This window comes from Moraxella pluranimalium, from assembly GCF_002014825.1.
GTDB lineage: Bacteria > Pseudomonadota > Gammaproteobacteria > Pseudomonadales > Moraxellaceae > Moraxella > Moraxella pluranimalium.
Genome location: NZ_MUYU01000009.1, coordinates 211,737 through 234,877, shown reverse-complemented (window position 1 = coordinate 234,877; position 23,141 = coordinate 211,737). Strand labels below are relative to the sequence as shown.

The window sequence follows — 23,141 nt, the reverse complement described above, 5'->3', positions numbered from 1 at the left end:
TTTTGGGGTGCGGTTCAGTTTGGGCGGGGTTTGTTGTTGTGATTTGTTGACGAATTAAGTAGGTGCGACATAAATTGACGTATGAGTATTGTATAATAACAGTACTATAGGATTAAGGAGAAAAGTATGAGTGATTCAGCACAAGTAACTATTGAGACAGTGAGCAAAATTTTTGAAAAACCGCTTACCATCCCAGAATACCAACGCCCCTATAAATGGCAAACCAAGCACGTCAAACAGCTGGTTGATGACATTCATTCGTATTTTAAAAAACAAGATGACAAGGCTGATGATAAGGCTGATGATAATACCAAATGTCGTCTAGGAACGATTGTTTTACATTACTATAAAGACGACAAAGATGTTGGCAGGTACGATATTGTGGATGGTCAACAACGCCTAACCAGTTTATTTTTACTGTTGTATGTACTAAATAATAAAGAAAATCCTTTTAATAATAAGTTTTTAGAGCAAGAATTTAACCATACTCAAAGCATGGTAAATATCCGTAAAAATCATCAGTTTTTGCAAAGCTATATAAAAGAATTAGGTGATGAAAAATATCGTGCTGATTTTAAAGCATATATCTTGCACAGCTGTGATTTTGCGGTGGTGGTTTTGGATAATTTGGACGAAGCTTTTCAGTATTTTGATTCACAAAACTCTCGGGGCAAATCGCTAGAGGCTTATGATTTATTAAAAGCATACCATCTTAGAGAGATGGGGGATGTTTGTGATGTGTATAGACTGGTGGAAACTTGGGAAAGAAATGCCACTATGAAAGCTGATGCGCCAAATCAACCTGTCTGGCTCAAACTCATCATTAATGATATTTTGTTTCGCTACCGCCGCTGGGAGCTGAAAATGTCAGCTGAATTTTTTAAGAAGCAGGATGTGGATATTTTTAAAGGACTGAGCCGCCAAAAACAGCAAAATTTCCTAAAGTTATTCAAACGCTATGCTCATGAAATTCAAATGAATGGCGTGATTTTGGATGGCGAGCAATTTTTTGAGTATATAGAGCATTATAAAGCACAGTATGAGACTTTATTTGCCGACGGCGGCTTGGTTAATAACCATCCAAAAATTGTGATTCCAAACACACAAACACGGCTGTTTCGCCATTTAAAGCAACATTCAACGATCAATAAAGGTGATGGCTTTGTGTTTATGCTGTTTGTCATTATGGTCATGAGATATTATGACAAATTTGGTGGTTATAGGCTTGATAAGGCGGTTGTCAAAATCGCAAGATGGGCGTATTTTTTGCGTTTTTATCACAAAAGCATTTATTTTTCATCGGTTGAAAATCATCTTTGGGAAGCTAATGGCTTATATGTCGCCTTGCAACAAGCCATCGAGCCTGAACAGTTCTTATCCTTTAATATTGGTAAAACTGAAAAAAGGACGGCTAGTAAAAATGTTAATTATCTAAACGATCTGCTAGAGGGATTTTATGATGACAAAACCCAATCAGACACAGGAGAGAACCCATGACCAAGCCACAAACTAAAAACGACATTGCACGACTGTCTATCAAAGAACTGTTTGAAGCCCAAGACAAATACATCATCCCCATTTATCAGCGCAACTATGCATGGACGGATACAGAAGTTGGACAGCTGATTGATGACATCCATCGTCATACACAGGGTCAGTATTATTTGGGCAGTTTGACGGTTAAAAAGCGTACGGATGGTGCTTTTGAAGTGATTGACGGACAGCAGCGATTAACCACGCTATTTTTGCTATTATCTGTGCTTGAGCATAAGTTTAACTTAAATCTGTCTTTTGAACATCGTGAGACGTCAACGAATGAATTAAGCACCATAAAGCAAAACGGTGAACTGACTGATACAAATGACAGTCAAATTGCCGCGACTTATCATTATCTAAAATCAGGCAGCAAGAAGCTATTTGGTGGTGATGCTGATCAGCAAGCATTTTTGAAAAAATTATTAACCAAAGTGCAAATCATTCGCACCGAAATTCCAGAAAATACGGATTTAAATCAATATTTTGAGCGCATGAACAATCGTGGCGAACAGCTGGAGCACCACGAAGTCATCAAGGCCAAATTGATGAGTAAATTATCTAATGATAAAGATGATCAGGCGGTATTTTCTGCCATCTGGAATGCGTGTTCGGACATGAGTCGTTATGCGGTGTCGTCATTTTCTAGTGATGAACAGCAAGCATTATTTGGGGATGATGTGAATAATGAGCATAAAGGCGAATATTTTAAGCTTTATAAGAATTTTAAAAAAATTAAAGAAAGCTTTCCAAATGTTCAAAAGCCCAAAACAGACGATGATAACCCCAAAACCTTGGAGGGCATTTTGAATTCATCTAATGATATCGCCAGCACTAAGGAGTCGGCGGATAATAAAAAAGAGCGCTTTACTTCCATCATTGATTTTCCGAACTTTTTGGCGCAGGTGTTGTATTTATTTTTAAAAGACAAGGATAAAGACAAAGATAAAATCAAAGATGACATTCATCGCTTGGATGATGGCAATCTGATTGAGCAGTTTGAGCAGTCGGGTTTGTTTGATGATGCCAAGGAGATTAAAGCATTTGCGGTGCATTTATTAGCTGTGCGAGTGCTGTTTGATCGCCATGTGATTAAACATGACGGGTCCGATGATAACGCTGATTGGCGTATCTATCAATTTAAAAAGTCCGATAATAATAACTCAAACAATGATGCCAATGTCTTTGGTGAAGCTGAGAACAAGCAGATTAAAATGCTGCAAACCATGTTCCATTATTCATTCCCTGCCAAAAACTATAAATACTGGCTGTTTGGTTATCTCAAATGGCTCAATGACAAATATAAAAGCGAGCTTGAAAACCATCAAGAAAAGGGCTGTGCGCCAAGACTGTCTGCCGATAAGCATATCAACTTCTTGGAAAAGCTGTGCGATCGGTTTTATTTTAATCGGTTTTATAATAATGGCAAAGGCAATGAGTATTTTGACATTATTGATAGTAATGAATCAAAAATTGATAGTAATGAATCAAAAGAAAAAGAAATCGACAGAGATGGTTCTGGTTTTCTTAATAGAGGCACCGCTGTAGAGAATTTTATTTTTAATCGCTTGGATTATATATTATGGAGAAAAATTGTCATTGAAAATACTGAAATTGAAGTTCTTTTAAATAAAAACAACGAAATTGATGGTGATTTTGTCAAAATATTAAAAGGTGAAGATGGGTCAAAAAAGAATTTTATAAAGAATTTTAAATTTACTGCCAGAAATTCGGTGGAGCATTATTACCCGCAGAATCCATCCGATATCAACCCAAAATTAGCGGACAAAGATGTTGATCATTTTGGTAATTTGTGTCTCATTACACACAGTCAAAACTCATCATTAAGCAATCGAATGCCGTACAATAAAAAGCAGGATTATCTTAAATTCACGCATCGATCGGTTAGCATCAAACAAATGCTGATGATGACTTACAAAAACTGGGGTAAAGAAGAAATTGAGAAACATGGCAAAGATATGATTGACCTACTCAATCAGGAAATCAGCACGACATAAATTGACGCATGAGTGAGTTATAATAGCCATCATAAATGAGCTTTTGGAGCTAAGATGATCTATCAAATCCAAGCCGTGACTTGGCGTGGTGGTATGGCACACCAACAAGATGCAGTGCTGATTGCGCCCAAGGTCTATCAGCACAAAGGACTGATTAGCCACCACTATGAAACCAAGCGGTTTTGTGTGGCGGTTGCTGATGGCGTGTCATCCAGTCCTTATTCAGCGTTGGCCTCACGGACATTGTTAAAGCTTGCTGCTGCGATGTATGCTGACAGCGGTGCGGTGGATTTTGCCGAACTACAGCATCAGCTCAATCAAGCACTGACGGATGATCGGCATGAAGGTGCGAGCAGTACCCTAGTGTGTGCTTATGTGATGGATGATGAGATTGTGCTTAAGCATCTTGGCGACAGTCGGGCGTATTATTATAACGGTGCGTCTTGGGCGTGCTTAACCACAGATCATAGCTTTATGAATGAATTAAAGGCAGATGGCGTGGTGAGTCATGATGAGTATGCTAGCTGTTATGGTGCATTGATGGGTTATTTTGCCGTTGATCGCATGGCGGATGTATCGACAGTCAAGATGGCGAGCTATCAGACATTAGGCTTGAGAGCGGGGGAGTGTTTGCTACTATGTAGCGATGGTTTTTCTGAAGTATTGGATGGGCGATTTTTGCCGATGGGCAATCAAGTCAGTCTAAAAGACTGGCTAAGCGACAGCATCAATCAAATCAGGCAAAACAAGCCAAAGTGGCAACTTGATAATATCAGCGCAGTGCTGGTGCGGTGTGTGAATGAAATAAGGGGCGAAGATGTTCAATGAAATAGTATGCTTATGCGCCATCAACGAAGGCGGCTATGCCAATCGCTTGATGACGCTTGATGAAGTGTCAGAGAATATGACAATTCTTTTGGCTTTTTATCATCCAGATGGTCAGTCTGATTGTGATAAGATAAATAAATTGCAAGCAGATGGCGTGAATTTAGTGGCAATCGTGGATGCGGACGATACAAGGCAGTTGCCAGAACAGGCATTTGCGATGATTTGCTGTGATGATGCAAGCTTTATCGCTCAGTTGATTTTTAATGCTATTACAACAAACAGCTTGTTAAGGATTGATTGGGTTGATGTGTTGATGGGATTGGCGGGGAGCGTGTTTCATCATTATAGATTTGTTGGTAGGGGTGAGCAACGAATTCAAATGATGATTGAGCAGTCCAAAAGTATCATATCCATACCGTCCAAACAGCTTTGCTTTTGTCATGGCGACTTTGACATGAGCGAATTGATTGAATTTTTCTCTTATGATGAAGCGGAGTTTTTAGCCTACTCACTTGATCATGATTTGGACTTGGGTGATGAAATTGTGATGGATATGCTTTATTCACCGATACCACAGCCAATATCTGATTAATCACGCAAAAATCTTAACAAAAAAATCAGCCACAATCATGTGGCTGATTTGCTATCAGGCTAAGCGGCTAAGCAACTAAGCGATTGGGCTTATTCGTAGATTTTGATATAAGCACTTGAACGCAATTCTTGCAGCCAATCTTCTTCGGCTTGTGGTGCTTGACGATTGAATAGATATTCTTTGGCGGCATTCTTGCGATATTGTTCGGTCACGTTACGCTGACGGACGTTATCGACTTTTAGGATATGCCAACCAAATTGCGAGCGAAATGGCGTTGAATAATCACCTGCTTGTGTATTTTTCATGGTGCTTTCAAACTCGGGCACCATCTGACCTTCGGCCACCCAGCCTAGACTGCCGTATTGCTGTGCTGAACCCGGGTCGTCCGAATAAGTGGCGGCAAGCTTGGCAAAGTCTGTGCCTTTTTGGATTTCGGCGTATAGAGCGTTGATTTTTTGTTCAGCGATTTCGGCACTTTGGGTGTCGTCAATGCGAGCTAGGATATGGCTAGTTTGCCATTCTGGGATAAGTACTTGTTCGCTGTTGGCGATTTTTTGACCTTCAGGCGAGCGCAAGAATGTATTGATTTCTTGGTCGGTGATGTGCATACGGTTGCTGACTTGGTTTTGCCACATGGCGGTAATGGCGGCGTTTTCGATGACGCTTTTGCGTAGCGCGGCATAACTGCCTGCTTGCTCGGCATCAAGCTTGGCTTGTAGTTCGCTTAGGCTGTTTAGACCTTGTGATTTGGCGATTTGTAGCATTTGTGCATTGATGGCAGATTCGTTTGCGACCATGCCTGAGCGGTTGATTAGCCCCAATTGTAGTTTGCGGACAATCAGCTCATCAAGTGCCAATTTTTGGATTTGGCTTGGTGTGGCGGTTGTGCCTGATTGTTGTAGCTGAGCGGCGATATAATCTGTGGCAGCTGCAAGCTCACTTTTTAGGATAATCTCATCATTGACGACGGCAACCACGCCATCTTTGCTATTACTGCTCAACGATGCGTGTGCAGAGCCCAGTGAAAGGCAGATGGCAGTCATGGCGACAGCCAAAGTTTTGGTGATGAATTTGCCTTGCATGAATATTCCTTAGATTTTATGATTGCACTAAGTGTAGCATTTGACTGAATAATCGTCAAATCTCTATCGCTCACATCTGTGCAATAGTTCGTTTTGGTTACAAAACAGCTAATAATAAGCAAAACTTAGATAAGTAGCTGCCCATGTGTTAACGCCGATGACGGCTTAGTACGCTTTTTGCCATGCGTTTTGGACGTTGTCATAGCCAAGCACTTTGTCGCTAAGCAGGCGATTGAGCTTGCCACCATTGGTGATGCCATTGAGTCGCACTTCTGCCATCACGGCGGTATTTGGTTCTGCGTGTGGGTTGATGCTATCACGATAGCGACGGGCATAGACGGATAGTCCGTAACAGCAATCTTCGTAGTTGACACCCACGAGTGAGTCTAGCAGGCTGTTGTGCTGATAGTCATACTGAATCTGTCCAAGCAGTCGCCAACGGTTGCTGACAGGTAAGATGGCAGATGCGGTATAGGCGGACAATGCGTGCTGATTGGTTGCTTTGTTTTCTTTACGCTCAATAATACCTACGTTAAACAGACGGCGCTCATCAGGCTGATAGCGGACTTGGGCGACGATGGTGTTCAGGTCATAATTTGGGGTAAGTGCGCCTGAAGTATCTAGCCATAGATTGTCTCTTGGTTGGATACTGGCTTGCCATGCCATGCCTGAGCTTTTACCACTAAAGCTTTCGCTGTTATCGATACCGACTTGCAAGTCATCAAGCAAAATCTGCTCGGCAATGCTACCATCAAAGCGTGTACGACCCGAGCTGTCAATATAGCGATAATTGATGGCAGGGGTGATGGCGTGCAAATCTTGGATGCGGTCATAACCCAAGAACCAACTATCTGCCAATAACTGGTCGTAGCTGATTTGCGAAATGGTGGTGTCAAAATTTGGGATATTTTGCTGGTCTTTGTATGGGGTATAAGTGTATTTTAGGCGTGGTGTCAGTACTTGATAGCCGCCAAGCGATTTGTCATACAGACCAAATGGCGAGCCTGATTTTTCAAAGAACAGACCACTGTCAATGCTCACCGTCGGCGCAAAGACCGAATAAGACCCTGAATTTTTGTCCAAATTCTGGTCGGCTAAGCTATCTTCGTCGTAGCTGGCATATAGATATGTCAAGCTAAGCTTTGGCGTGACATAACCCCACGGGCGTAGCATCGGGTAGCTTGCGCTGATTTGATTGTACATACGACCGCCACTTTTTTCGGGCTCTGAGCCGTCATTGATGGCTTTTTTGAAGTATGCTGAATTATGAACACCGGTGATTTCAACTTTATCGGTGATACCAAACCATGACTTAGGCGAACGGTAGTGAACCGATAGCTGTGGCAGGCGGGCATAAGGACGGTCTTTGTCCGTCACTCGTGTGCCGTTAGCGTTTGTGCCGTCTAGTCGTTGAAAATCTTCAAAGCGTAAATCTGCGGTGATATTCTCATCAAAATAGCTTGCGCCGATACGACGTGGCAAATTCAACGACGTACTCTCAAGCCCAAGCGTGTCAAAGTCAGATGAATAATTGGCATCTGAGACGTATTGATACTGGGCATAGGCACTGAGTTTATTGTTCTTTTGGGATTGCCATAGATGGTCGTAGCGGATACGGCTACGGTCTTGGTCGTTGTATTTTTGGTCGCTTGGCAAATAAGAGCCTGTCAGCACACCTGAGCCAAATCGCTTGGTCAGATAGCGAAATTCACCGGTGAGCATTGGATTGCGGTTGGTGAAAATAGTTGGCGTGACTGTGGCGTCATAATTTGGTGCTAAATTAAAATAATACGGTGTGCTGACTTCAAAGCCACCTGATGAGCCAAAGCCTGCGGTCGGCAACAAAAAGCCACTACTGCGACGGTCATCAATCGGGAAATTGAAATAAGGCAAATAAAATACCGGTACATCTTTGATACGCAAGGTGGTATTGCGGGCAATCGCACGACCCGTATCGCTATTAATATCAATCGTGCCAGCATCAAGATACCACTTGCGTTCGGTTGGTGGGCAGGTGGTAAACATGACATCGCTCATCTGATACTGACTGTCGCTGATTTTATCCATTTGTCCTGCATAGCCGTGTGCATTGATGCTGGTGCTGGCAAAGGCGACATCTTTGGCACTGGCATGACTGCCATCGGTGCTGTATTCTAGATTTTCGGCGACGCCAATCATGCCTGTGCCGATTTTGCTCGTTAGACCTGTGCCTGTGGCAGGTATACCGCTATCGCTAAATTGCACCTGACCTGATGCGACGGCTTGACCGGTTGTAGTATTGATGGCGACTTTGTCGGCGACGACTTGCTGTCCGTTTTGTTCAACGATGACATTGCCTGATAATTCAGCGTATTCTTTGGCATCATAGTAGCCATAATCCGCTTGGGCATAGATGGTGTCCGCTGGCAGGGGATTGCCGTTGTCATCATGACGTACTGATGCAGACTGCTCGCCTGTGCTGTGTCGCTGTGGCTGTAGCCATACGCCTTGACAGCGTGCTTCGACGCTGGGCTTGGCGTGGTAGTTTTCGGCAAGCTTGGCTAGGCTTTTGCTTTGTGCGCCCGTACCTTCAAAGCCAAGTCGTTTGGCAAATTTATCCGTCTTATCAACCACAGCAGGCGTGCTAGATTGCACCGCTTTATCCGCTTTTTGATTATCAAGGTTGGATGATGCAGGCGCTGCAGCTTGTGCTGATACTGCCTGTGCTGATGGTGCAGTCTGTGATTGGATGGCATCAAAATCAATACCATCAAAGGCGTTTAGTGATTGTGCAGTCGCTTGATTTACCAATGCCTGATTGTCTGTCGTCTGCTGTGCCGTGCTGGCTTGGGCTTGTGCGGTGTCATTTGCCAAGCCGACAATTTGCTGACTGATATTAAGCTCAGCATTTGCCAGTGGTGACATCATTGGCAAGATGATTGCGCCAAATAACACACGACGGATGGCGGCGCCCAGTGGGTTTTGATGTGTGGTGGTTTGGCGAGTGGTATGGGTGAAAAAAGACGATTGGTTCACAAGCTAGCCTTTATAAGCACATAGATTTTGGCTATTTTACACTATTTTTGGGCATCATGCTAAATATTTGGCAAATTTTGGCAATTGTGATAAGTCTTGGTAACTGATTGTAACTTGTCATAAATTCACTGGTGAAATTCACCAAAATCCGCTAAACTAAGGGCAATTTTTTTTATATTTTTTAAGGTGTACTATGACGACAACTCGCCATGATGAGATGATGAATTTTTTGAATGCCAATTTGGCAGCAGGCTATCGAGTGGAGAGCCTACCGGGGGATGCTAGCTTTCGCCGTTATCATCGTATTCATTTGCCTGTAGTGGCCGAACAAGGTAAGCATGAGATGACTTATCTGCTCATGGACGCACCCCCCGAAAAAGAAAGCGTGGTGGAGTTTGTGCACGTTGCAGACATCATGAGTGAAGCGGTCAATGTGCCTGATATCATCGCCCGTGATATTGAGCGTGGGTTTTTGTTGTTGCAGGATTTTGGCACGGTTGAATTTGCGCATTTGATTGCCGAAGATGCTGCGAATAAAGATAGCTATTACACCAAAGCATTGTCAACATTGGCTAAACTTCAGACCATTGATAATCACGCTGATTTGCCTGTGTATAGCGACGAAAAATTGGCACAAGAGATGGATTTGTTCACCGAATGGTTCTTGCCATATTTGGGCGTTGTACCATCAGCACAAGCAACATCACTGTGGGCAAATCTAAAAGATGAATTAATCAAAGATATTAATACCCAGCCAAAAGTCATCGTGCACAGAGATTATCACAGCCGTAATTTGATGGCGGATAAGGGTAGTGATGAGCTTGGTGTGATTGATTTTCAAGATGCGGTCATCGGGGCTTATACCTATGATTTGGTTAGCCTTGTGCGTGATGCCTATATCAATTATGACGAAAAATGGGTCGAAAAACGCATCCAAGAATTTTATCAATTAATCAATCCTGCGGTGGATTTGGGTAGTTTTATTGCCGAGACTAATGTCATGGGCGTACAGCGTCATCTGAAGGTGTTGGGTATCTTTATTCGCCTATCAGAGCGTGATGGCAAGCATCGTTATTTGGATAATATTCCAAAAGTAATGCAAGATTTGCTGACCGAATTGACTTGGCTGGATGCACACGGCAATCAGGCTGTTTATGGTGAATTTTTAGCATGGCTAACTAATGAAGTTTTGCCAAGTTATCAAGCCAAATTTGCCAACTAAGGTGGTGTCATGATTACTCAAGCGATGATTTTGGCGGCGGGCAAGGGCACACGTATGCAGCCTTTGACATTGACTACGCCAAAGCCACTCATTGATGTGGCGGGTAAGCCATTGATTGTATGGCATATTGAACGGTTGGCACAGGCGGGTATTCGTGATATTACGCTCAATGCAGGCTATCTAGCGGATGTCTTGATTGCAGGGCTTGATAAGCTTGATTTGCAATCATGCTTGGGCGTGCGACTCAATATCTCGGTTGAGCAAGGCGAACCGCTCGAAACGGCAGGCGGTATCAAATATGCGCTCAGTCAAGGCCTGCTGGCAGATGCGCCATTTATCTTGGTCAATGGTGATGTGTGGACGGAATATGAATTTTCGGCGCTTATCAATCATCAGCTGGGCGATAAGCTTGCGCATTTGGTGATGGTGAATAATCCTGAGCACAATCCGACAGGTGATTTTGTCCTGCAAGATGGTCAAGCAACGACCAAAACTGACGGCAGTCAGGCATATACCTTTGCCGGTATCAGTGTGATGTCGCCAAAGCTTGTGGCGGATGTGGGTGTTGGTGAGATTGCGCCTTTAGCACCACGACTAAAGACTGCAATGACCAACCATCAAGTAACAGGTGAGCTGATGCAAACGCATTGGGTGGATGTGGGGACGCTTGAGCGACTGGCGCAGGTGGAGCAATATATCAAAAGCCGTCAAGTTTAGTGGTATCAGCGGCGTTTATATCATTGCTACTGTGTGATTTATTATCTGCTATAAAAAAGGCTTGTTTATTTAACAAGCCTTTTTGATTGATGCTATTTACAGTTTACACGCACCGCCGGCACACCCATCGTCCAAGTCGCCTTGAGCATCGTCTGCACCATCACGGGTGTTGTGATAGTACAGGGTTTTGACACCAAATTTATAAGCGGTCAATAGGTCTTGAATCAAGACTTTCATTGGTACTTTATTGCCTTCAAATTTGGCAGGGTCATAGTTGGTGTTCGCTGAGATGGACTGGTCAATGAACTTTTGCATGATACCCACTAGGCGCAGATAGCCATTATTATCAGGGATATTCCAAAGTAGCTCGTACTGACCGGCTAGACGCTCAATCTCAGGCACGACTTGTTTTAAGATGCCATCTTTACTTGCTTTGACAGACACAAGGCCGCGTGGCGGCTCGATGCCGTTGGTGGCATTGGCAATCTGTGAGCTGGTTTCTGATGGCATCAGTGCTGATAGAGTTGAGTTTCTAAGACCATAGGTCATGATGTCGCTACGCAGAGTCTCCCAGTCTAGGTGTAGCGGCTCAGCGCAGATGCTATCAAGGTCTTTTTTGTAGGTGTCAATCGGCAAAATACCCTTGCTATAAGTGGTCTCATGGAACCACGGGCAAGCACCTTGCTCTTTGGCAAGCTTGTTGGATGCTTTTAGCAGATAATACTGCAAGGCTTCAAAGGTGCGATGGGTAAGCCCTAGTGCCGCTGCATCCGAGTAGCGAGTACCATTTTTGGCAAGATAATAAGCATAGTTGATGACGCCCACACCAAGCGTACGGCGGTTCATGCTGCCTTTTTTGGCGGCGATGACAGGATAGTCTTGATAATCAAGCAGGGCATCTAGTGCACGCACAATCAGCTCGGCAGGCTCTTCGATGTCTGATAGATGCTCGATTTTGCCAAGATTAATCGCGGATAGGGTGCACAGGGCGATTTCGCCTTTTTCGTCATTGATGTTATCAAGCGGTGCGGTCGGCAGCGCGATTTCCATACATAGATTTGACTGGCGAATCGGTGCGATGCTTGAGTCAAATGGGCTGTGCATGTTGCAGTGATCGACATTTTGGATATAGATACGACCGGTGCTGGCACGCTCTTGTAGCATTAGGCTAAACAAATCTCTGGCAGAAACTTTACGCTTACGGATGCTGTCATCGGCTTCATACAGCGTATATAGTCGCTCAAATTCATCTTGATCAGCAAAGAACGCTTCATACAGACCAGGTACATCCGATGGCGAGAATAGAGTGATTTCCGTGCCTTTGATTAAGCGAGTGTACATAGTTTTGTTCAGCTGTACACCATAATCCATGTGGCGAACACGGTTGTCTTCGACACCACGGTTGTTCTTGAGCACAAGCAAACTTTCGACTTCTAAGTGCCATAGTGGATAGAATAGGGTTGCTGCACCGCCACGCACACCGCCTTGTGAGCAGGATTTGACCGCCGCTTGAAACATTTTGAAAAACGGAATACAGCCAGTGTGTTGTGCTTCACCACCACGAATTGGACTGCCTAGTGCACGGATTGCCCCTGCATTGATACCGATACCGGCACGCTGTGAGACATAGCGGACGATGGCTGATGTAGTGGCGTTGATGCTATCTAGGTTGTCGCCACATTCAATCAGTACGCATGAGCTGAACTGACGGGTCGGGGTGCGTACGCCTGCCATGATTGGCGTCGGTAGCGAGATATAAAAATTACTGGTCGCATCATAAAAACGCTTGATATAGTCAAGGCGTTCCGACTTATCATAAGCGGCGAATAGACACATCCCCACCAAGATGTACAAAAACTGTGGACTTTCAAACACTTGCTTGGTCACACGGTCTTGTACCAAATATTTACCCATCATTTGCTCAACAGCAGCATAGGCAAGGTTCATATCACGGGCATGGTCGATGTAGTCATTGAGCTCATTAAATTCATCAACGCTATAATCTGCCAAGATGTGCTTATCATACTTGCCAAGCTCGGTCAGTTTTTGGACATGGGTGTATAGATGTGGTGGCTCAAACTCACCATAGGCAATCTTACGCAGATGAAAAATCGCCAAGCGAGCCGCCAGATACTGATAATCAGGTGTCTCAGCGCTGATTAGGTCTGCTGCTGCTTTGATGATGGTTTCGTGAATATCACGGGTGCGAATGCCATCATAAAATTGGATATGAGATTTTAGCTCAACTTGAGAAACGGATACATTCTGTAAGCCTTCTGCTGCCCAGTTGATGACACGATGAATTTTTTCAAGGTCAATTAGCTCTAGGCGGCCATCGCGTTTGGTCACTTTGATTTTGTCAATATGTGTCATGTCGCTCGTGTATCCGTAATTGATAGAAAACAAGGTGGTATTTGATGAATTTTCAACGGCTTATATCGCCGATGACTGGGCTATCCATAGTAGTTAGCTTGAGTATCAAAAATACCATATCTAGTATTGATGATAGAAACTTTGCACAATATAGCCGAAAAATTCTCAAAATAAAAGCTTGTCAAAAAATAATTTTTGTGATTGATTTGGCGTATTTTTTGCCAAAGCCTTGATTGATAAGGCTTTTGTGCTGATGGCGGATTTTGACTTTTTTGTAACTGAAATTTGTGATGGTAGCAAGAATTGCGTTACATAAAAACTGTGTTTATGAAATGCTTATCCTGTCTATTTATTTGTATGATAGCGATGGGATTATTGATAAATAAAATCAATAGTCAAGAAAAAAGGTGGTGCAAGCTTAGCATACACCACCATAATCATCATGTACAAAAACTAATCAATTTTAACAAATTTCGCTGTCTTAAATGATGGCGTCTTTTGTGATGGGCGACGCTCTTGGCGTTCTTGACGGCGTTCGTATTCTTCGTGCTTTTTGCGACGCACTTCACGAGATTTGAGCGGTTTTTTGTGAATACGAGCTTGTTTTTCTTTGGTGGCGGTGTTCAGACCCGTGCCTTGACGCTGACGCAGACCGACAGATTCGACCAGTTTGCCAATTTCTTTGGCATCCAGCTCAATAAAGCGACCAGTGCGCAGCTCTTTTGGCAAAATCATCGTGCCATAGCGGGTGCGAATTAGGCGCGAGACCTTTAGGGCTTGGCTTTCGAACATACGGCGCACTTCACGCTTGCGACCTTCTTTGATGGTGACATGATACCATTTATTGACACCCGTGCCGCCGCCTTCTTTGATGTCGTCAAATTTGGCAAAGCCATCTTCGAGCTCGACACCTGCGGTCAGAGTGCTGGCGATTTGTGGGGTGACTTCGCCCAGCACACGCACGGCATATTCACGCACCACTTGGCTTGATGGGTGCATCAAGCGATGGGCAAGCTCACCATCATTGGTGAATAACAAAAGTCCTGATGAGTTGATGTCAAGACGACCCACCATCACCCAGCGATCGCCAGTCAGCTTTGGCAAGCGGTCAAATACTGTTGGGCGACCTTCAGGATCGCTGACAGAACAGATTTCCCCTTCGGGCTTATAATAGGCAAGCACACGGCGGCGTTTTTCTCGTTCGGCTTTTAGGCGGACAGGGCGACCATCGACACGGATTTCGTCGGTCAAGGTGGCGCGATCGCCTAAGGTGGCAACTTTGCCATTGATGGAGATACGACCGGCTTTGATGATTTCTTCAAGTCCACGGCGAGAGCCTAGACCGATACGAGCCAGCAGTTTTTGTAGCTTTTCGCCAACGGGCTTGCCGTCGATGTTATCAGTGATGTCGGGGGTGAATTGTTCAGTCATGATAAATTTCCTGATAAGTGGATAATAACATTTCGCAATGTTGAATTTCTCATTATACAGGATTTTAAGAAATGGCGCAAAGCGTTTTGGGTGTGGGTTTGTAATTTGGATGGCTGTTAATCACAAACCCTGCGTACCAAGACTTTACCCAAAATCACCCAATAAGCGACTGCCAAATCATCTCAACGCCTGCCTTTGCGCCCATAGGCAAGCTGATGCCACCACGAGCAGGTAGAGCATGATCTCGTGGATTGATGCGAATCAGATTGGGGGCGAAACGCTCACCAAATCGTCGTACGGTCGGTATCGCAACGCCTGCACCCATTTCAATGACTACAGGGTTTTGGTGCTTGTCAAGAAATTGCTGTAGGCGTGATTCTTGCTCATCGCTACGCGCGCCAATCCAATGCCAATCGCCAAACATCAAGATATTGGGACGAGCAAGGCTACCACAATGCGGACAGCTTGGCAGCTCACCAAGCCACAAACATTTCTCATTGTCAATCACAGGCTCGATATCAGCAGTCCAAATCTCATCACAGCAGGGCTTGGTGCATTGCAGATGGTGAATAGAGCCGTGACATTCATAGATTCGCTCAGGGTCAAATCCTGCTTTGACAAACTGCCCATCCACATTGCTGGTAAAGACGAAGTATGGCAAATCAAGGTGTTCGGCGATTTTTAATAGACACTCAAATCCTGCGTGTGGCATGGTTTTGCGGTACAATGCCAAGCGATGACCATAAAATCCCCAAGCCAAGCGGGGATTTTCGGCGAACGCTTGCGGGTTGGCAATACTGGCAAAATCCATCTGCTGTCTGCCAAGCTCAGGATAGGCCTGCCACATACCGCTATTGCCCCGAAAATCAGGCAAGCCAGAATCAACACCCATGCCTGCCCCTGCGCTGATGATTAGGCTGTCGGCAGATTGTAATAAAGTTTTAATTTGTTCCATTATTGTCCTTAATAATAACCAATGTCCATAACAAGCGAAATGCAAAATCGCTAAGATTGTATTAGATAAAATAAATTATAAATAAAAATCAACTGATAGGCAAGCGTTGGAGAAACTACCTGTTTGCAGTTTCAATTTCTTGCTATATTTACAGATATTTTTTTGATGCTGTGCGGTATTTTTTATTAGCTTTGGCAATCTATACTCGTCGGCAAAGGCTAATTTGATCGCACATTCAATCTTTCTAAATCCGGCAAAGGCGGTAGCTCATCTAGGCTATTTAGCCCAAACGCATCCAAAAATGCCTTAGTGGTGTGTAGTAGCGCAGGGCGACCTAGCGTGTCTTTGTAGCCATTTTCGATAATCCAGCCCTTATCAAACAGCTGTCTTAGAATATGGCTTGACACCGTCACACCACGCACTTGCTCAATATCCGAGCGAGTGACAGGTTGCTTATAGGCGATGACGCTCAAGGTCTCAAGCAGTGCCTGGCTTAGGTTTTCTAGACGTTCAGGAAAGACCTGCTGAATCAGCCCGCTGTAGCTGTCTTTGATTTGCAATCGATAGCCGCTCGCCGTTTTGTTTAATGTCAAAACGCCCGATGATAGACGCTGTTGTAGCACGGCAAGGGCGGCGGTCAGCTCGCTGTTGCTCATCATCAGATGCTTTTTTAGATCGTTGTCGGTCAGTGGCGACTCACTGGCGTGGAGCAAAACTTCGATATAGCGGCTAAACACTTCAGCTTTTTGGTGTGCTTGGATAAAGGCAGAATCGTTGGCGGTTTCGGTCATAATTATCCTAAAAAATTAATGTAGCCAGTGTAGTGTCTGATGGCGTAAATCTCGCCCAAAATTGCTCGGCGCTTGGCGTTTTTTTGATTTATTTGACTTAGCTTCACTGTGATCAAAGTCATCATCAAAGCTTTCGATTTCGGGTGTGTCAAAGCCAATAAAGCCACGCTTAATCAGCTCAAGCACCGCCACAAAGCTCACCACGATACCAAGCTTACCTTGTGATTTATCCAGTAGTTCGGCAAAGGTGCTGACGCCTTTTTCGCTCATCGTACGAGTAATCATTGCAATGCGCTCAGGCAGTGGCACAGGGTCAATCTTTACCGTATGTCCGCTAAAATCAGGGCGGATTTGCATATTTACAAGGCTATTGACCAAGATTTGCGGTGAATAATTGGGCAATTCTCGTTGCATCGCTTCACTACTTGGGAAGCTGGCATACGCCAAAAACACATCTCGCTCAAGGCGTAGCAGCTGATCAATACGCTGTGCCGCTTTTTTGATTTGGGCGTATTCTTCGAGTCGCTGAATCAAGCGAGCCTTTGGACTGATTTCATCATCAGCGATTTCAGGTTGTGGCAATAGTAGCTCGGATTTGATGGCAATCAGCGTGCTTGCCATCAGCAGATAATCACCCGCCAGCTCAAAATATTCTTCGTCTAAGTCATTGATATAGCTTAGGTATTGCTCAGTAATGGGTAAAATGGCGGTTTCGGTTAAGTCAAAATTATTTTTCTTAACCAAATACAACAAAAAATCCAACGGGCCGGCAAACTGCTCAAGCCAAATGGCAAACGCCTGTGGCGGAATGTACAAATCTTCAGGCAGGCTCAGCACAGGCGTGTCATAAATACGCACGCCCGTTTCTGTCTGCGTTTGGTCGTCCATCGGTGTGGACAAAGCTGTATCGCTCATGAATTATTTAAGCTTGGCTAATGGCTTGATACCGATGGCACGGCGTGTCTTATCCAGCTGTTTTTGGGCTTGACGGCGTGCTTTGACAGCGCCCATTTGTAGAATTTCTTCAAGCTCTTTTGGATTGTTCATCAGCTCAAGATAGCGAGCACGGTAGGGGGCGATTTCACTGTTGATTTTGTTAAACAGGATTTCTTTGGCATCACCCCAGCCGATGCCACGGCGATACTGCTCGGCAAGTTCATTGATTTCGTCCGTCGTGGCAAATGCCTTATAAATCTCAAAAATCGTGCAGTTGTCAGGGTCTTTTGGCTCTTCGGGTGCTTGCGAGTTGGTGACAATCTGCATGATGGCTTTTTTGAGAGCTTTTTCGGGGTCAATCTGCGGATTGCCATCGCCAAATAGCGGAATGGTGTTGCCATAGCTTTTTGACATCTTGCGACCATCAAGCCCAGTCAATAGTGGCGTGTTTTCATCGACGACGGCACTTGGCTCAGTAAACAGTGGCTTGTATTTAAAATTAAAAGTCCCTGCAATGTCACGAGCCATTTCAATGTGCTGAATCTGATCTTTGCCCACAGGCACATGAGTGGCGTTGAATATCAAAATATCTGCTGACATTAATACAGGATAGCTGAACAATCCCATGCTGATACCAAAATCGGGATCGGTATCTTCTTTGGCCAGATTGGCATCGACAGCTGCCTTATAAGCGTGCGCACGGTTCATAAGACCTTTGGCGCATGAGCAGTTGAGCACCCAGGCAAGCTCAGGAATCTCAGGAATGTCTGATTGGCGATAAAAGGTGACTTGCTCAGGGTCAAGACCGCAGGCGAGCCAAGTTGCAGCAATGGCACGGGTTGAGCGGTGGATTTCTTCAGGATCAAAGCATTTGATGATGCCATGATAATCCGCCAAAAAGAAAAAAGCGTCGCCATCACCTGCATCTATCGCGGCTTTGGCAGATGCGATGGCAGGGCGAATTGAGCCGACATAGTTACCCAGATGTGGAATGCCTGTGGTGGTGATACCTGTTAAAATGCGTTTTTTTTGCTCGCTCATAAGATGATCCAGTATTTATAATATATCAATAAAATTAAACAATAGTAGCTTAGATGGTGCTTAGTAGCTTGGCAAGGGCATCGCCTGCATTGTCAGTTTTCATAAACTGCTCACCGATCAAAAAATGATGAATGTTGTTGCTTTGCATCAAATGAATGTCATCAGCATCATTCAGACCGCTTTCGCTCACCACCAAAGCATCATCACCGAGCGCGGCAAATAGTTGCTGACTTAGGCGAATGCTATGTTCAAGATCAACTTGAAAGGTATTTAAATCACGGTTATTGATGCCATAGATATTGTGCGATGATTTTGGCAGGCGTAATGCTCGCTCAAGCTCATCTTGGGTGTGAATCTCGATTAAGACATCAAGCCCTAGATCAATGGCAGTCTTGTGCAAATGATGGATGGTGTCATCATCTAGGCACGCCATGATCAGCAGGATGCAGTCAGCACCGATGGCGGCAGACTCGATGATTTGGTATTCATCCACCATAAAATCTTTACGCAGTACAGGCAGGCTCACGGCAGAGCGGGCGGCGATCAGATAATCATCATGGCCTTGAAAATAATCACGGTCGGTAAGCACTGATAGGCAAGTTGCGCCTGCTTTTTCATAGCCTGTGGCAGCGATGACGGGGTCAAAGTTTTGACAGATGATGCCTTTTGATGGCGATGCTTTTTTGACTTCGCTGATGATGCCGATTGCGCCTGTACTGGTGTCGATGGCTCGTAACGCCTTAGCAAAGCCCCGTGGCGTATGTGCTTGGGCTTTGATAAGTAGCTCATCTTGGCTGATATTGGCTTTGGCAGCCTGTATTTCGTCAAATTTGGTGGCGACGATTTTTTGTAATATACTTGGTGTATTGGTCATAAGAGTTCTTAATTATATTAAAATATTTGATCGGTTAGCTTTGGGTAAAAGCGGCAAACTCGCTTAATTTTTGCCATGCTTTACCGCTACTTAGCACTTCTAGGGCGAGCTGTACACCGTCTTGATGCGTGCTTGCCAGTCCTGCGACATAGATGGCAGCACCGGCATTGATGGCAATCATCTCACGAGCTTTTTGGGTGGTGACGTCTGCTTCGCCTGCTTGCAGGGCTTGTTTGATCAGTGCAAGGCTTTCGGTAGATGAAGCGACTTGTAAGCCATGCAAGGTCTTGGATGCGATGCCCAAGTCTTCGGGGTTGCAGTCATAGACACGCACTTGACCGTCTTTGAGCTCGGCGACTCGGGTGGCGGTCGCTAGGCTAAATTCATCCAAGCCATCGGCCGAATGCACGACCAACACATGATGTAGTCCAAGCTTCTCAAAGACATATGCCAACGGCTCGCACAGCTCAGGGCTAAAGACACCAATCACTGCTCGCTTGACATGAGCAGGGTTGGTCAATGGGCCCAAGATATTAAAAATCGTGCGTACCTTGAGCTGACGACGCACACCGATGGCATGGCGCATGGCAGGGTGATGATTTGGCGCAAATAAAAAGCCGATACCGATGTCATCAATAGCTTGACGAGTCTTATCGATGGCGATATCCAGCTTGACGCCTGCTTGAGTCAGCACATCTGATGAGCCTGAAGCGGTGGAGACGCCACGGTTACCATGCTTGGCGATGGTTACGCCTGCCGCTGCTGCCACAAAGGCGGATGCGGTGGAGACATTGAATAGATTTGAGCCATCACCACCTGTGCCGACGATGTCCACAGCATTGGCATCACGGATGCTGATGGTGTCAGCCAGCTCAAGCATGGTCTTGGCGCAGGTGCTAATCTCGCCGATGGATTCGCCTTTTTCACGCAGGGCGATGAGCAGTGCACCCATCAGTGCATCAGGACAGCGACCCTGCATGATGATGAGCATCACTTCACGCATATGCGCATCGGTCAAATCAATGTGCTTGAGTAGCTTGGCAAGCGCATCGGTCAAGATGGCATGGATGGCATCATCGGATAATTCGGCGATGTCGCTTGGGCTTTTGATGGCAGTTTGCATAGATTTCCTTAAGGGTTTGTCAATTAGGCAACTTCAGGGAGTTTGTCATCATCAAGCACAGCCAGCCCACAGCGTTTTAGAAAATTATTAAACAGCTGATAGCCATGTTCGCTTAGGATGGATTCGGGGTGAAATTGCACGCCTTCGACATCGAGCGTCTTGTGGCGTACACCCATGATTTCTTGCATACTGCCATCATCATGAGTTGTCCAAGCAGTAATCTCTAAACACTCAGGTAAGGTATTTTTATCAATCACCAATGAATGATAGCGGGTGGCGGTGAATGGATTTGGCAAGTTTGCAAACACGCCTTGGGCAGTGTGATGAATCTTGGAAAGTCTGCCGTGCATCACTTCGCCGGCTCGTACCACTTGACCACCAAAGGCTTGACCGATGGCTTGATGACCAAGACACACGCCTAAGATAGGGATTTGACCAGAGAGCTTCTCAAGAATCTCAAGCGTCACGCCAGCTTCGGTTGGACTACATGGACCAGGGCCAAGTACGATGGCTTTTGGGGCAAGTGCAATAATCTCATCAAGTGTGGTTTCGTTATTACGCCAAACGGTGATGTCTTGCTTAAGTTCTCCAAAATATTGAACAATATTATAAGTAAAACTGCAATAGTTGTCGATCATGAGAATCATGCTGATTATCCTTAAGGTAAGACATCCCTTGCGGGCAAAATTATGTTATTGTACCATTTTTTTGTGATGGGTCAAACGATTATGCGTCGTCAAAATGTGTGTATAATTGACCATTCTTGAAAATTGTAGGAGTTTCCCACGGGCGACAGTCTTGGCCAATACGATCAATGTATTCCATATACTGCAAGAAAAGTTGCTTTCTGATAATGTTTTTATCCTTATTGGTTTTGGCATCTAGTTGGTTATAGACTTCTTGGGGCGGCTGTACAAAATTATCAAAGTGCATAGTATAATTTACAGTTCTTATACTTGTGCATAAGCCCGTTATAACCTCTGAGTTGCTCAGAAGTGCTTGTGTGATGTTGCGATCATTGCCATAGCCAGTCTGCATCCAAGTACTTGCAAGTTGCTGTGCTAATTCACGCTTTAGTGCCATGCAATTTACATCAATGAGTGCTGGGTTATTTCTTATTTGAGCGATTTGATTGCGGTAAATCTTGCCATTGAGTTCAAAATGTGCATCTAGAACAATCTGAGAGGGACTAATCCAAAAACCCAAAGAGTCCAAATTATCAGCAAAGGTTAGCTTATCTTCTGCAAGGTAAAAATTTCTCAATGAGTAGGCGTAATCAATTTTATAACGACTAAAATTGGTTGCAAATTGTTCAACATGGTTGGTGGTGACGGTGTTATCATCATCCAAAAAGCAAATAATATCTTCGGTGGCGATAAATGGTGCGATAGCATTGATGGCGGAATTATATAAACCTGTTGCACCCGTGCTGACAGGCAGATAAGTGACGACAATTTCAGGATGTGCTTTGACCATCTTTTTGACTGCTTGATGATGTTGCTCACCATCCACAAAAACATAGTGGCGACAAGGGTAGCTTTGTTTTTTGATACAATCAATGGTATCAAGCAGTGATGAGCGACCGATGGTTGATGTGATCACGGCGACTGTTGGCGTGGTAGTCATAATAGATTCATATAATAAAAATTTAGAAATATCTTAATAAAATTCGTCATCTCAATCAAGTTAAGAATAATTATAATGTCGATCTGCTTGCCAGGTTTCTGGCAATGGCTGACCCAGTAATGATAAGGTTTCTCGCTCGATCAGTCGCACGATGGTATCCAAGGGTAGATCATGATCATCGCTACCGAATGGTTCTTCAAGCTGACGGCTTAACTCATCAAGCCCAAGTAGCAAATAAGACATAAACCCCACTAAAAATGGCGTCCAAATCCCCATGAACGATTCAAGCCCAAAAGGCAACATCCAGCAAAAACAAAATACCGCACGATGTAGTAGCACTGAATAAGGCAAAGGCAAAGGCGTGCTGACAATACGATCGCAGCCTGCTTGGATATTACCCATCTCGATCAGGTGCTTTTGGATGCTCATGTAAATGATATCACTGATTTTGCCTTGATTGACGGCATCAATCAGCTGTTTTTGCATGGTTTCAAGCACTCGTTGTGGCGCGTTGATTTCTAGATCAAGGGCATCAAGTCGTGCATTATCGATATGACGATAACCAAACTGCGCTCGGCAGATAGGCTGTCCCCGCAGTCGATCTCGCAGTAGCGCAACAAACAGTAGCATATCCATCAATAGCACTTCACGCTCATGACTGGACAAAAAGTGACTATCACGGCTTAGGTGACGAGTATTGGCAATCAGTGCACCCCATAGCTTACGACCTTCCCACCAGCGGTCATAACAGGCATTGTTGCGAAAGCCAAGAAAAATCGAGATCACCACGCCAAACAGGGTAAATCCTACCGCTGGAACGCTGGTTACCGAATATAATTGAAAATGCGATAACGCCCAAGCAACCATCGATAACGACATGATGCCCAAGATGGTGGGTAAGACTTTGGGCAGTACCGTGCCATGCCACACGAACAATAGCTTTAAACTATTGGATTTATCTCGGACGATCATCGCAAATTCCTA

Annotated in this window: 19 protein-coding genes; 6 read left to right on the top strand and 13 right to left on the bottom strand. The window is 44.7% G+C overall.

The features are described from left to right. Positions 1 to 126: 126 nt before the first annotated feature. The 4 genes from B0680_RS04725 to B0680_RS04710 are packed head-to-tail and all read left to right on the top strand — an operon-like array spanning position 127 to position 4,971. The gene (locus B0680_RS04725; protein ID WP_078253907.1) at positions 127 to 1,497 is read left to right on the top strand and encodes a DUF262 domain-containing protein; all 1,371 of its coding nucleotides are present in this window, start codon (positions 127 to 129) and stop codon (positions 1,495 to 1,497) included. Continuing rightward, on the top strand, positions 1,494 to 3,551 hold the full coding sequence (locus tag B0680_RS04720) for a DUF262 domain-containing protein (RefSeq protein ID WP_078253906.1): 2,058 nt from the start codon (positions 1,494 to 1,496) through the stop codon (positions 3,549 to 3,551). Before B0680_RS04725 ends, B0680_RS04720 begins: the two co-directional genes overlap by 4 nt. Positions 3,552 to 3,605: 54 nt before the next feature. Further along, a complete protein-coding gene (locus B0680_RS04715; protein ID WP_078253905.1) occupies positions 3,606 to 4,379 on the top strand; it encodes a PP2C family protein-serine/threonine phosphatase in 774 nt (257 codons plus the stop codon). Further along, entirely contained in the window at positions 4,369 to 4,971 is a 603-nt protein-coding gene (locus B0680_RS04710) for a hypothetical protein (RefSeq protein WP_078253904.1), read from the top strand. Before B0680_RS04715 ends, B0680_RS04710 begins: the two co-directional genes overlap by 11 nt. 89 nt (positions 4,972 to 5,060) lie before the next feature. Here B0680_RS04710 and B0680_RS04705 read toward each other — a convergent pair whose 3' ends face one another. Together B0680_RS04705 and B0680_RS04700 are read right to left on the bottom strand one after the other, a co-directional pair. After that, on the bottom strand, positions 5,061 to 6,053 hold the full coding sequence (locus B0680_RS04705; RefSeq protein WP_078253903.1) for a peptidylprolyl isomerase: 993 nt from the start codon (positions 6,051 to 6,053) through the stop codon (positions 5,061 to 5,063). Positions 6,054 to 6,218: 165 nt separating this feature from the next. Further along, positions 6,219 to 9,068 carry an LPS-assembly protein LptD gene (locus B0680_RS04700; RefSeq protein WP_228143751.1) on the bottom strand — a complete coding sequence of 950 codons (2,850 nt, stop codon included), beginning with the start codon at positions 9,066 to 9,068 and terminating at the stop codon, positions 6,219 to 6,221. Between the two features lie 193 nt (positions 9,069 to 9,261). On the opposite strand from B0680_RS04700, the gene B0680_RS04695 reads away from it, so the two are divergent. Next, complete coding sequence (locus B0680_RS04695; protein ID WP_078253902.1) at positions 9,262 to 10,290, top strand: aminoglycoside phosphotransferase family protein; 1,029 nt, start codon at positions 9,262 to 9,264, stop codon at positions 10,288 to 10,290. Positions 10,291 to 10,299: 9 nt separating this feature from the next. Continuing rightward, the gene (gene murU, locus B0680_RS04690) at positions 10,300 to 11,007 is read left to right on the top strand and encodes an N-acetylmuramate alpha-1-phosphate uridylyltransferase MurU (RefSeq protein ID WP_078253901.1); all 708 of its coding nucleotides are present in this window, start codon (positions 10,300 to 10,302) and stop codon (positions 11,005 to 11,007) included. A 96-nt stretch (positions 11,008 to 11,103) separates the two neighbouring features. Here murU and nrdA read toward each other — a convergent pair whose 3' ends face one another. The 11 genes from nrdA to B0680_RS04635 form a co-directional block, all read right to left on the bottom strand. Then, entirely contained in the window at positions 11,104 to 13,380 is a 2,277-nt protein-coding gene (gene nrdA / locus B0680_RS04685; protein WP_078253900.1) for a class 1a ribonucleoside-diphosphate reductase subunit alpha, read from the bottom strand. 453 nt (positions 13,381 to 13,833) lie between these two features. After that, positions 13,834 to 14,811 carry a 23S rRNA pseudouridine(2605) synthase RluB gene (gene rluB / locus B0680_RS04680; protein ID WP_078253899.1) on the bottom strand — a complete coding sequence of 326 codons (978 nt, stop codon included), beginning with the start codon at positions 14,809 to 14,811 and terminating at the stop codon, positions 13,834 to 13,836. A gap of 154 nt (positions 14,812 to 14,965) precedes the next feature. Further along, the gene (locus B0680_RS04675) at positions 14,966 to 15,766 is read right to left on the bottom strand and encodes an SIR2 family NAD-dependent protein deacylase (protein ID WP_078253898.1); all 801 of its coding nucleotides are present in this window, start codon (positions 15,764 to 15,766) and stop codon (positions 14,966 to 14,968) included. Positions 15,767 to 15,984: 218 nt separating this feature from the next. Then, entirely contained in the window at positions 15,985 to 16,557 is a 573-nt protein-coding gene (scpB, locus tag B0680_RS04670; protein ID WP_078253897.1) for an SMC-Scp complex subunit ScpB, read from the bottom strand. A 15-nt stretch (positions 16,558 to 16,572) separates the two neighbouring features. Continuing rightward, entirely contained in the window at positions 16,573 to 17,472 is a 900-nt protein-coding gene (locus B0680_RS04665; protein WP_228143750.1) for a segregation and condensation protein A, read from the bottom strand. Positions 17,473 to 17,475: 3 nt separating this feature from the next. After that, positions 17,476 to 18,534, bottom strand: coding sequence for a tryptophan--tRNA ligase (gene trpS, locus B0680_RS04660; RefSeq protein ID WP_078253896.1), 1,059 nt, complete (start codon positions 18,532 to 18,534; stop codon positions 17,476 to 17,478). A gap of 49 nt (positions 18,535 to 18,583) precedes the next feature. Further along, entirely contained in the window at positions 18,584 to 19,408 is an 825-nt protein-coding gene (gene trpC / locus B0680_RS04655) for an indole-3-glycerol phosphate synthase TrpC (protein WP_078253895.1), read from the bottom strand. A 34-nt stretch (positions 19,409 to 19,442) separates the two neighbouring features. After that, the gene (gene trpD / locus B0680_RS04650; RefSeq protein WP_078253894.1) at positions 19,443 to 20,531 is read right to left on the bottom strand and encodes an anthranilate phosphoribosyltransferase; all 1,089 of its coding nucleotides are present in this window, start codon (positions 20,529 to 20,531) and stop codon (positions 19,443 to 19,445) included. A 23-nt stretch (positions 20,532 to 20,554) separates the two neighbouring features. After that, the gene (locus B0680_RS04645; protein ID WP_078253893.1) at positions 20,555 to 21,178 is read right to left on the bottom strand and encodes an anthranilate synthase component II; all 624 of its coding nucleotides are present in this window, start codon (positions 21,176 to 21,178) and stop codon (positions 20,555 to 20,557) included. A gap of 79 nt (positions 21,179 to 21,257) precedes the next feature. Continuing rightward, positions 21,258 to 22,157, bottom strand: a complete 900-nt coding sequence (locus B0680_RS04640; protein WP_078253892.1) for a glycosyltransferase family A protein — start codon at positions 22,155 to 22,157, stop codon at positions 21,258 to 21,260. Between the two features lie 60 nt (positions 22,158 to 22,217). Further along, positions 22,218 to 23,129, bottom strand: a complete 912-nt coding sequence (locus B0680_RS04635) for a bestrophin family protein (RefSeq protein WP_078253891.1) — start codon at positions 23,127 to 23,129, stop codon at positions 22,218 to 22,220. Between the last annotated feature and the right edge of the window lie 12 nt (positions 23,130 to 23,141).

Bases quoted from the DNA above. Each gene is read 5' to 3' on its own strand.
- B0680_RS04715 (WP_078253905.1), top strand. From the start codon at position 3,606: ATGATCTATCAAATCCAAGCCGTGACTTGGCGTGGTGGTATGGCACAC.
- B0680_RS04665 (WP_228143750.1), bottom strand. From the start codon at position 17,472: ATGAGCGATACAGCTTTGTCCACACCGATGGACGACCAAACGCAGACA.
- B0680_RS04720 (WP_078253906.1), top strand. From the start codon at position 1,494: ATGACCAAGCCACAAACTAAAAACGACATTGCACGACTGTCTATCAAA.
- B0680_RS04640 (WP_078253892.1), bottom strand. From the start codon at position 22,157: ATGACTACCACGCCAACAGTCGCCGTGATCACATCAACCATCGGTCGC.
- B0680_RS04645 (WP_078253893.1), bottom strand. From the start codon at position 21,178: ATGATTCTCATGATCGACAACTATTGCAGTTTTACTTATAATATTGTT.
- B0680_RS04635 (WP_078253891.1), bottom strand. From the start codon at position 23,129: ATGATCGTCCGAGATAAATCCAATAGTTTAAAGCTATTGTTCGTGTGG.
- trpD (WP_078253894.1), bottom strand. From the start codon at position 20,531: ATGCAAACTGCCATCAAAAGCCCAAGCGACATCGCCGAATTATCCGAT.
- trpC (WP_078253895.1), bottom strand. From the start codon at position 19,408: ATGACCAATACACCAAGTATATTACAAAAAATCGTCGCCACCAAATTT.
- B0680_RS04675 (WP_078253898.1), bottom strand. From the start codon at position 15,766: ATGGAACAAATTAAAACTTTATTACAATCTGCCGACAGCCTAATCATC.
- murU (WP_078253901.1), top strand. From the start codon at position 10,300: ATGATTACTCAAGCGATGATTTTGGCGGCGGGCAAGGGCACACGTATG.
- B0680_RS04710 (WP_078253904.1), top strand. From the start codon at position 4,369: ATGTTCAATGAAATAGTATGCTTATGCGCCATCAACGAAGGCGGCTAT.
- rluB (WP_078253899.1), bottom strand. From the start codon at position 14,811: ATGACTGAACAATTCACCCCCGACATCACTGATAACATCGACGGCAAG.
- B0680_RS04695 (WP_078253902.1), top strand. From the start codon at position 9,262: ATGACGACAACTCGCCATGATGAGATGATGAATTTTTTGAATGCCAAT.
- nrdA (WP_078253900.1), bottom strand. From the start codon at position 13,380: ATGACACATATTGACAAAATCAAAGTGACCAAACGCGATGGCCGCCTA.
- B0680_RS04725 (WP_078253907.1), top strand. From the start codon at position 127: ATGAGTGATTCAGCACAAGTAACTATTGAGACAGTGAGCAAAATTTTT.
- B0680_RS04705 (WP_078253903.1), bottom strand. From the start codon at position 6,053: ATGCAAGGCAAATTCATCACCAAAACTTTGGCTGTCGCCATGACTGCC.
- scpB (WP_078253897.1), bottom strand. From the start codon at position 16,557: ATGACCGAAACCGCCAACGATTCTGCCTTTATCCAAGCACACCAAAAA.
- trpS (WP_078253896.1), bottom strand. From the start codon at position 18,534: ATGAGCGAGCAAAAAAAACGCATTTTAACAGGTATCACCACCACAGGC.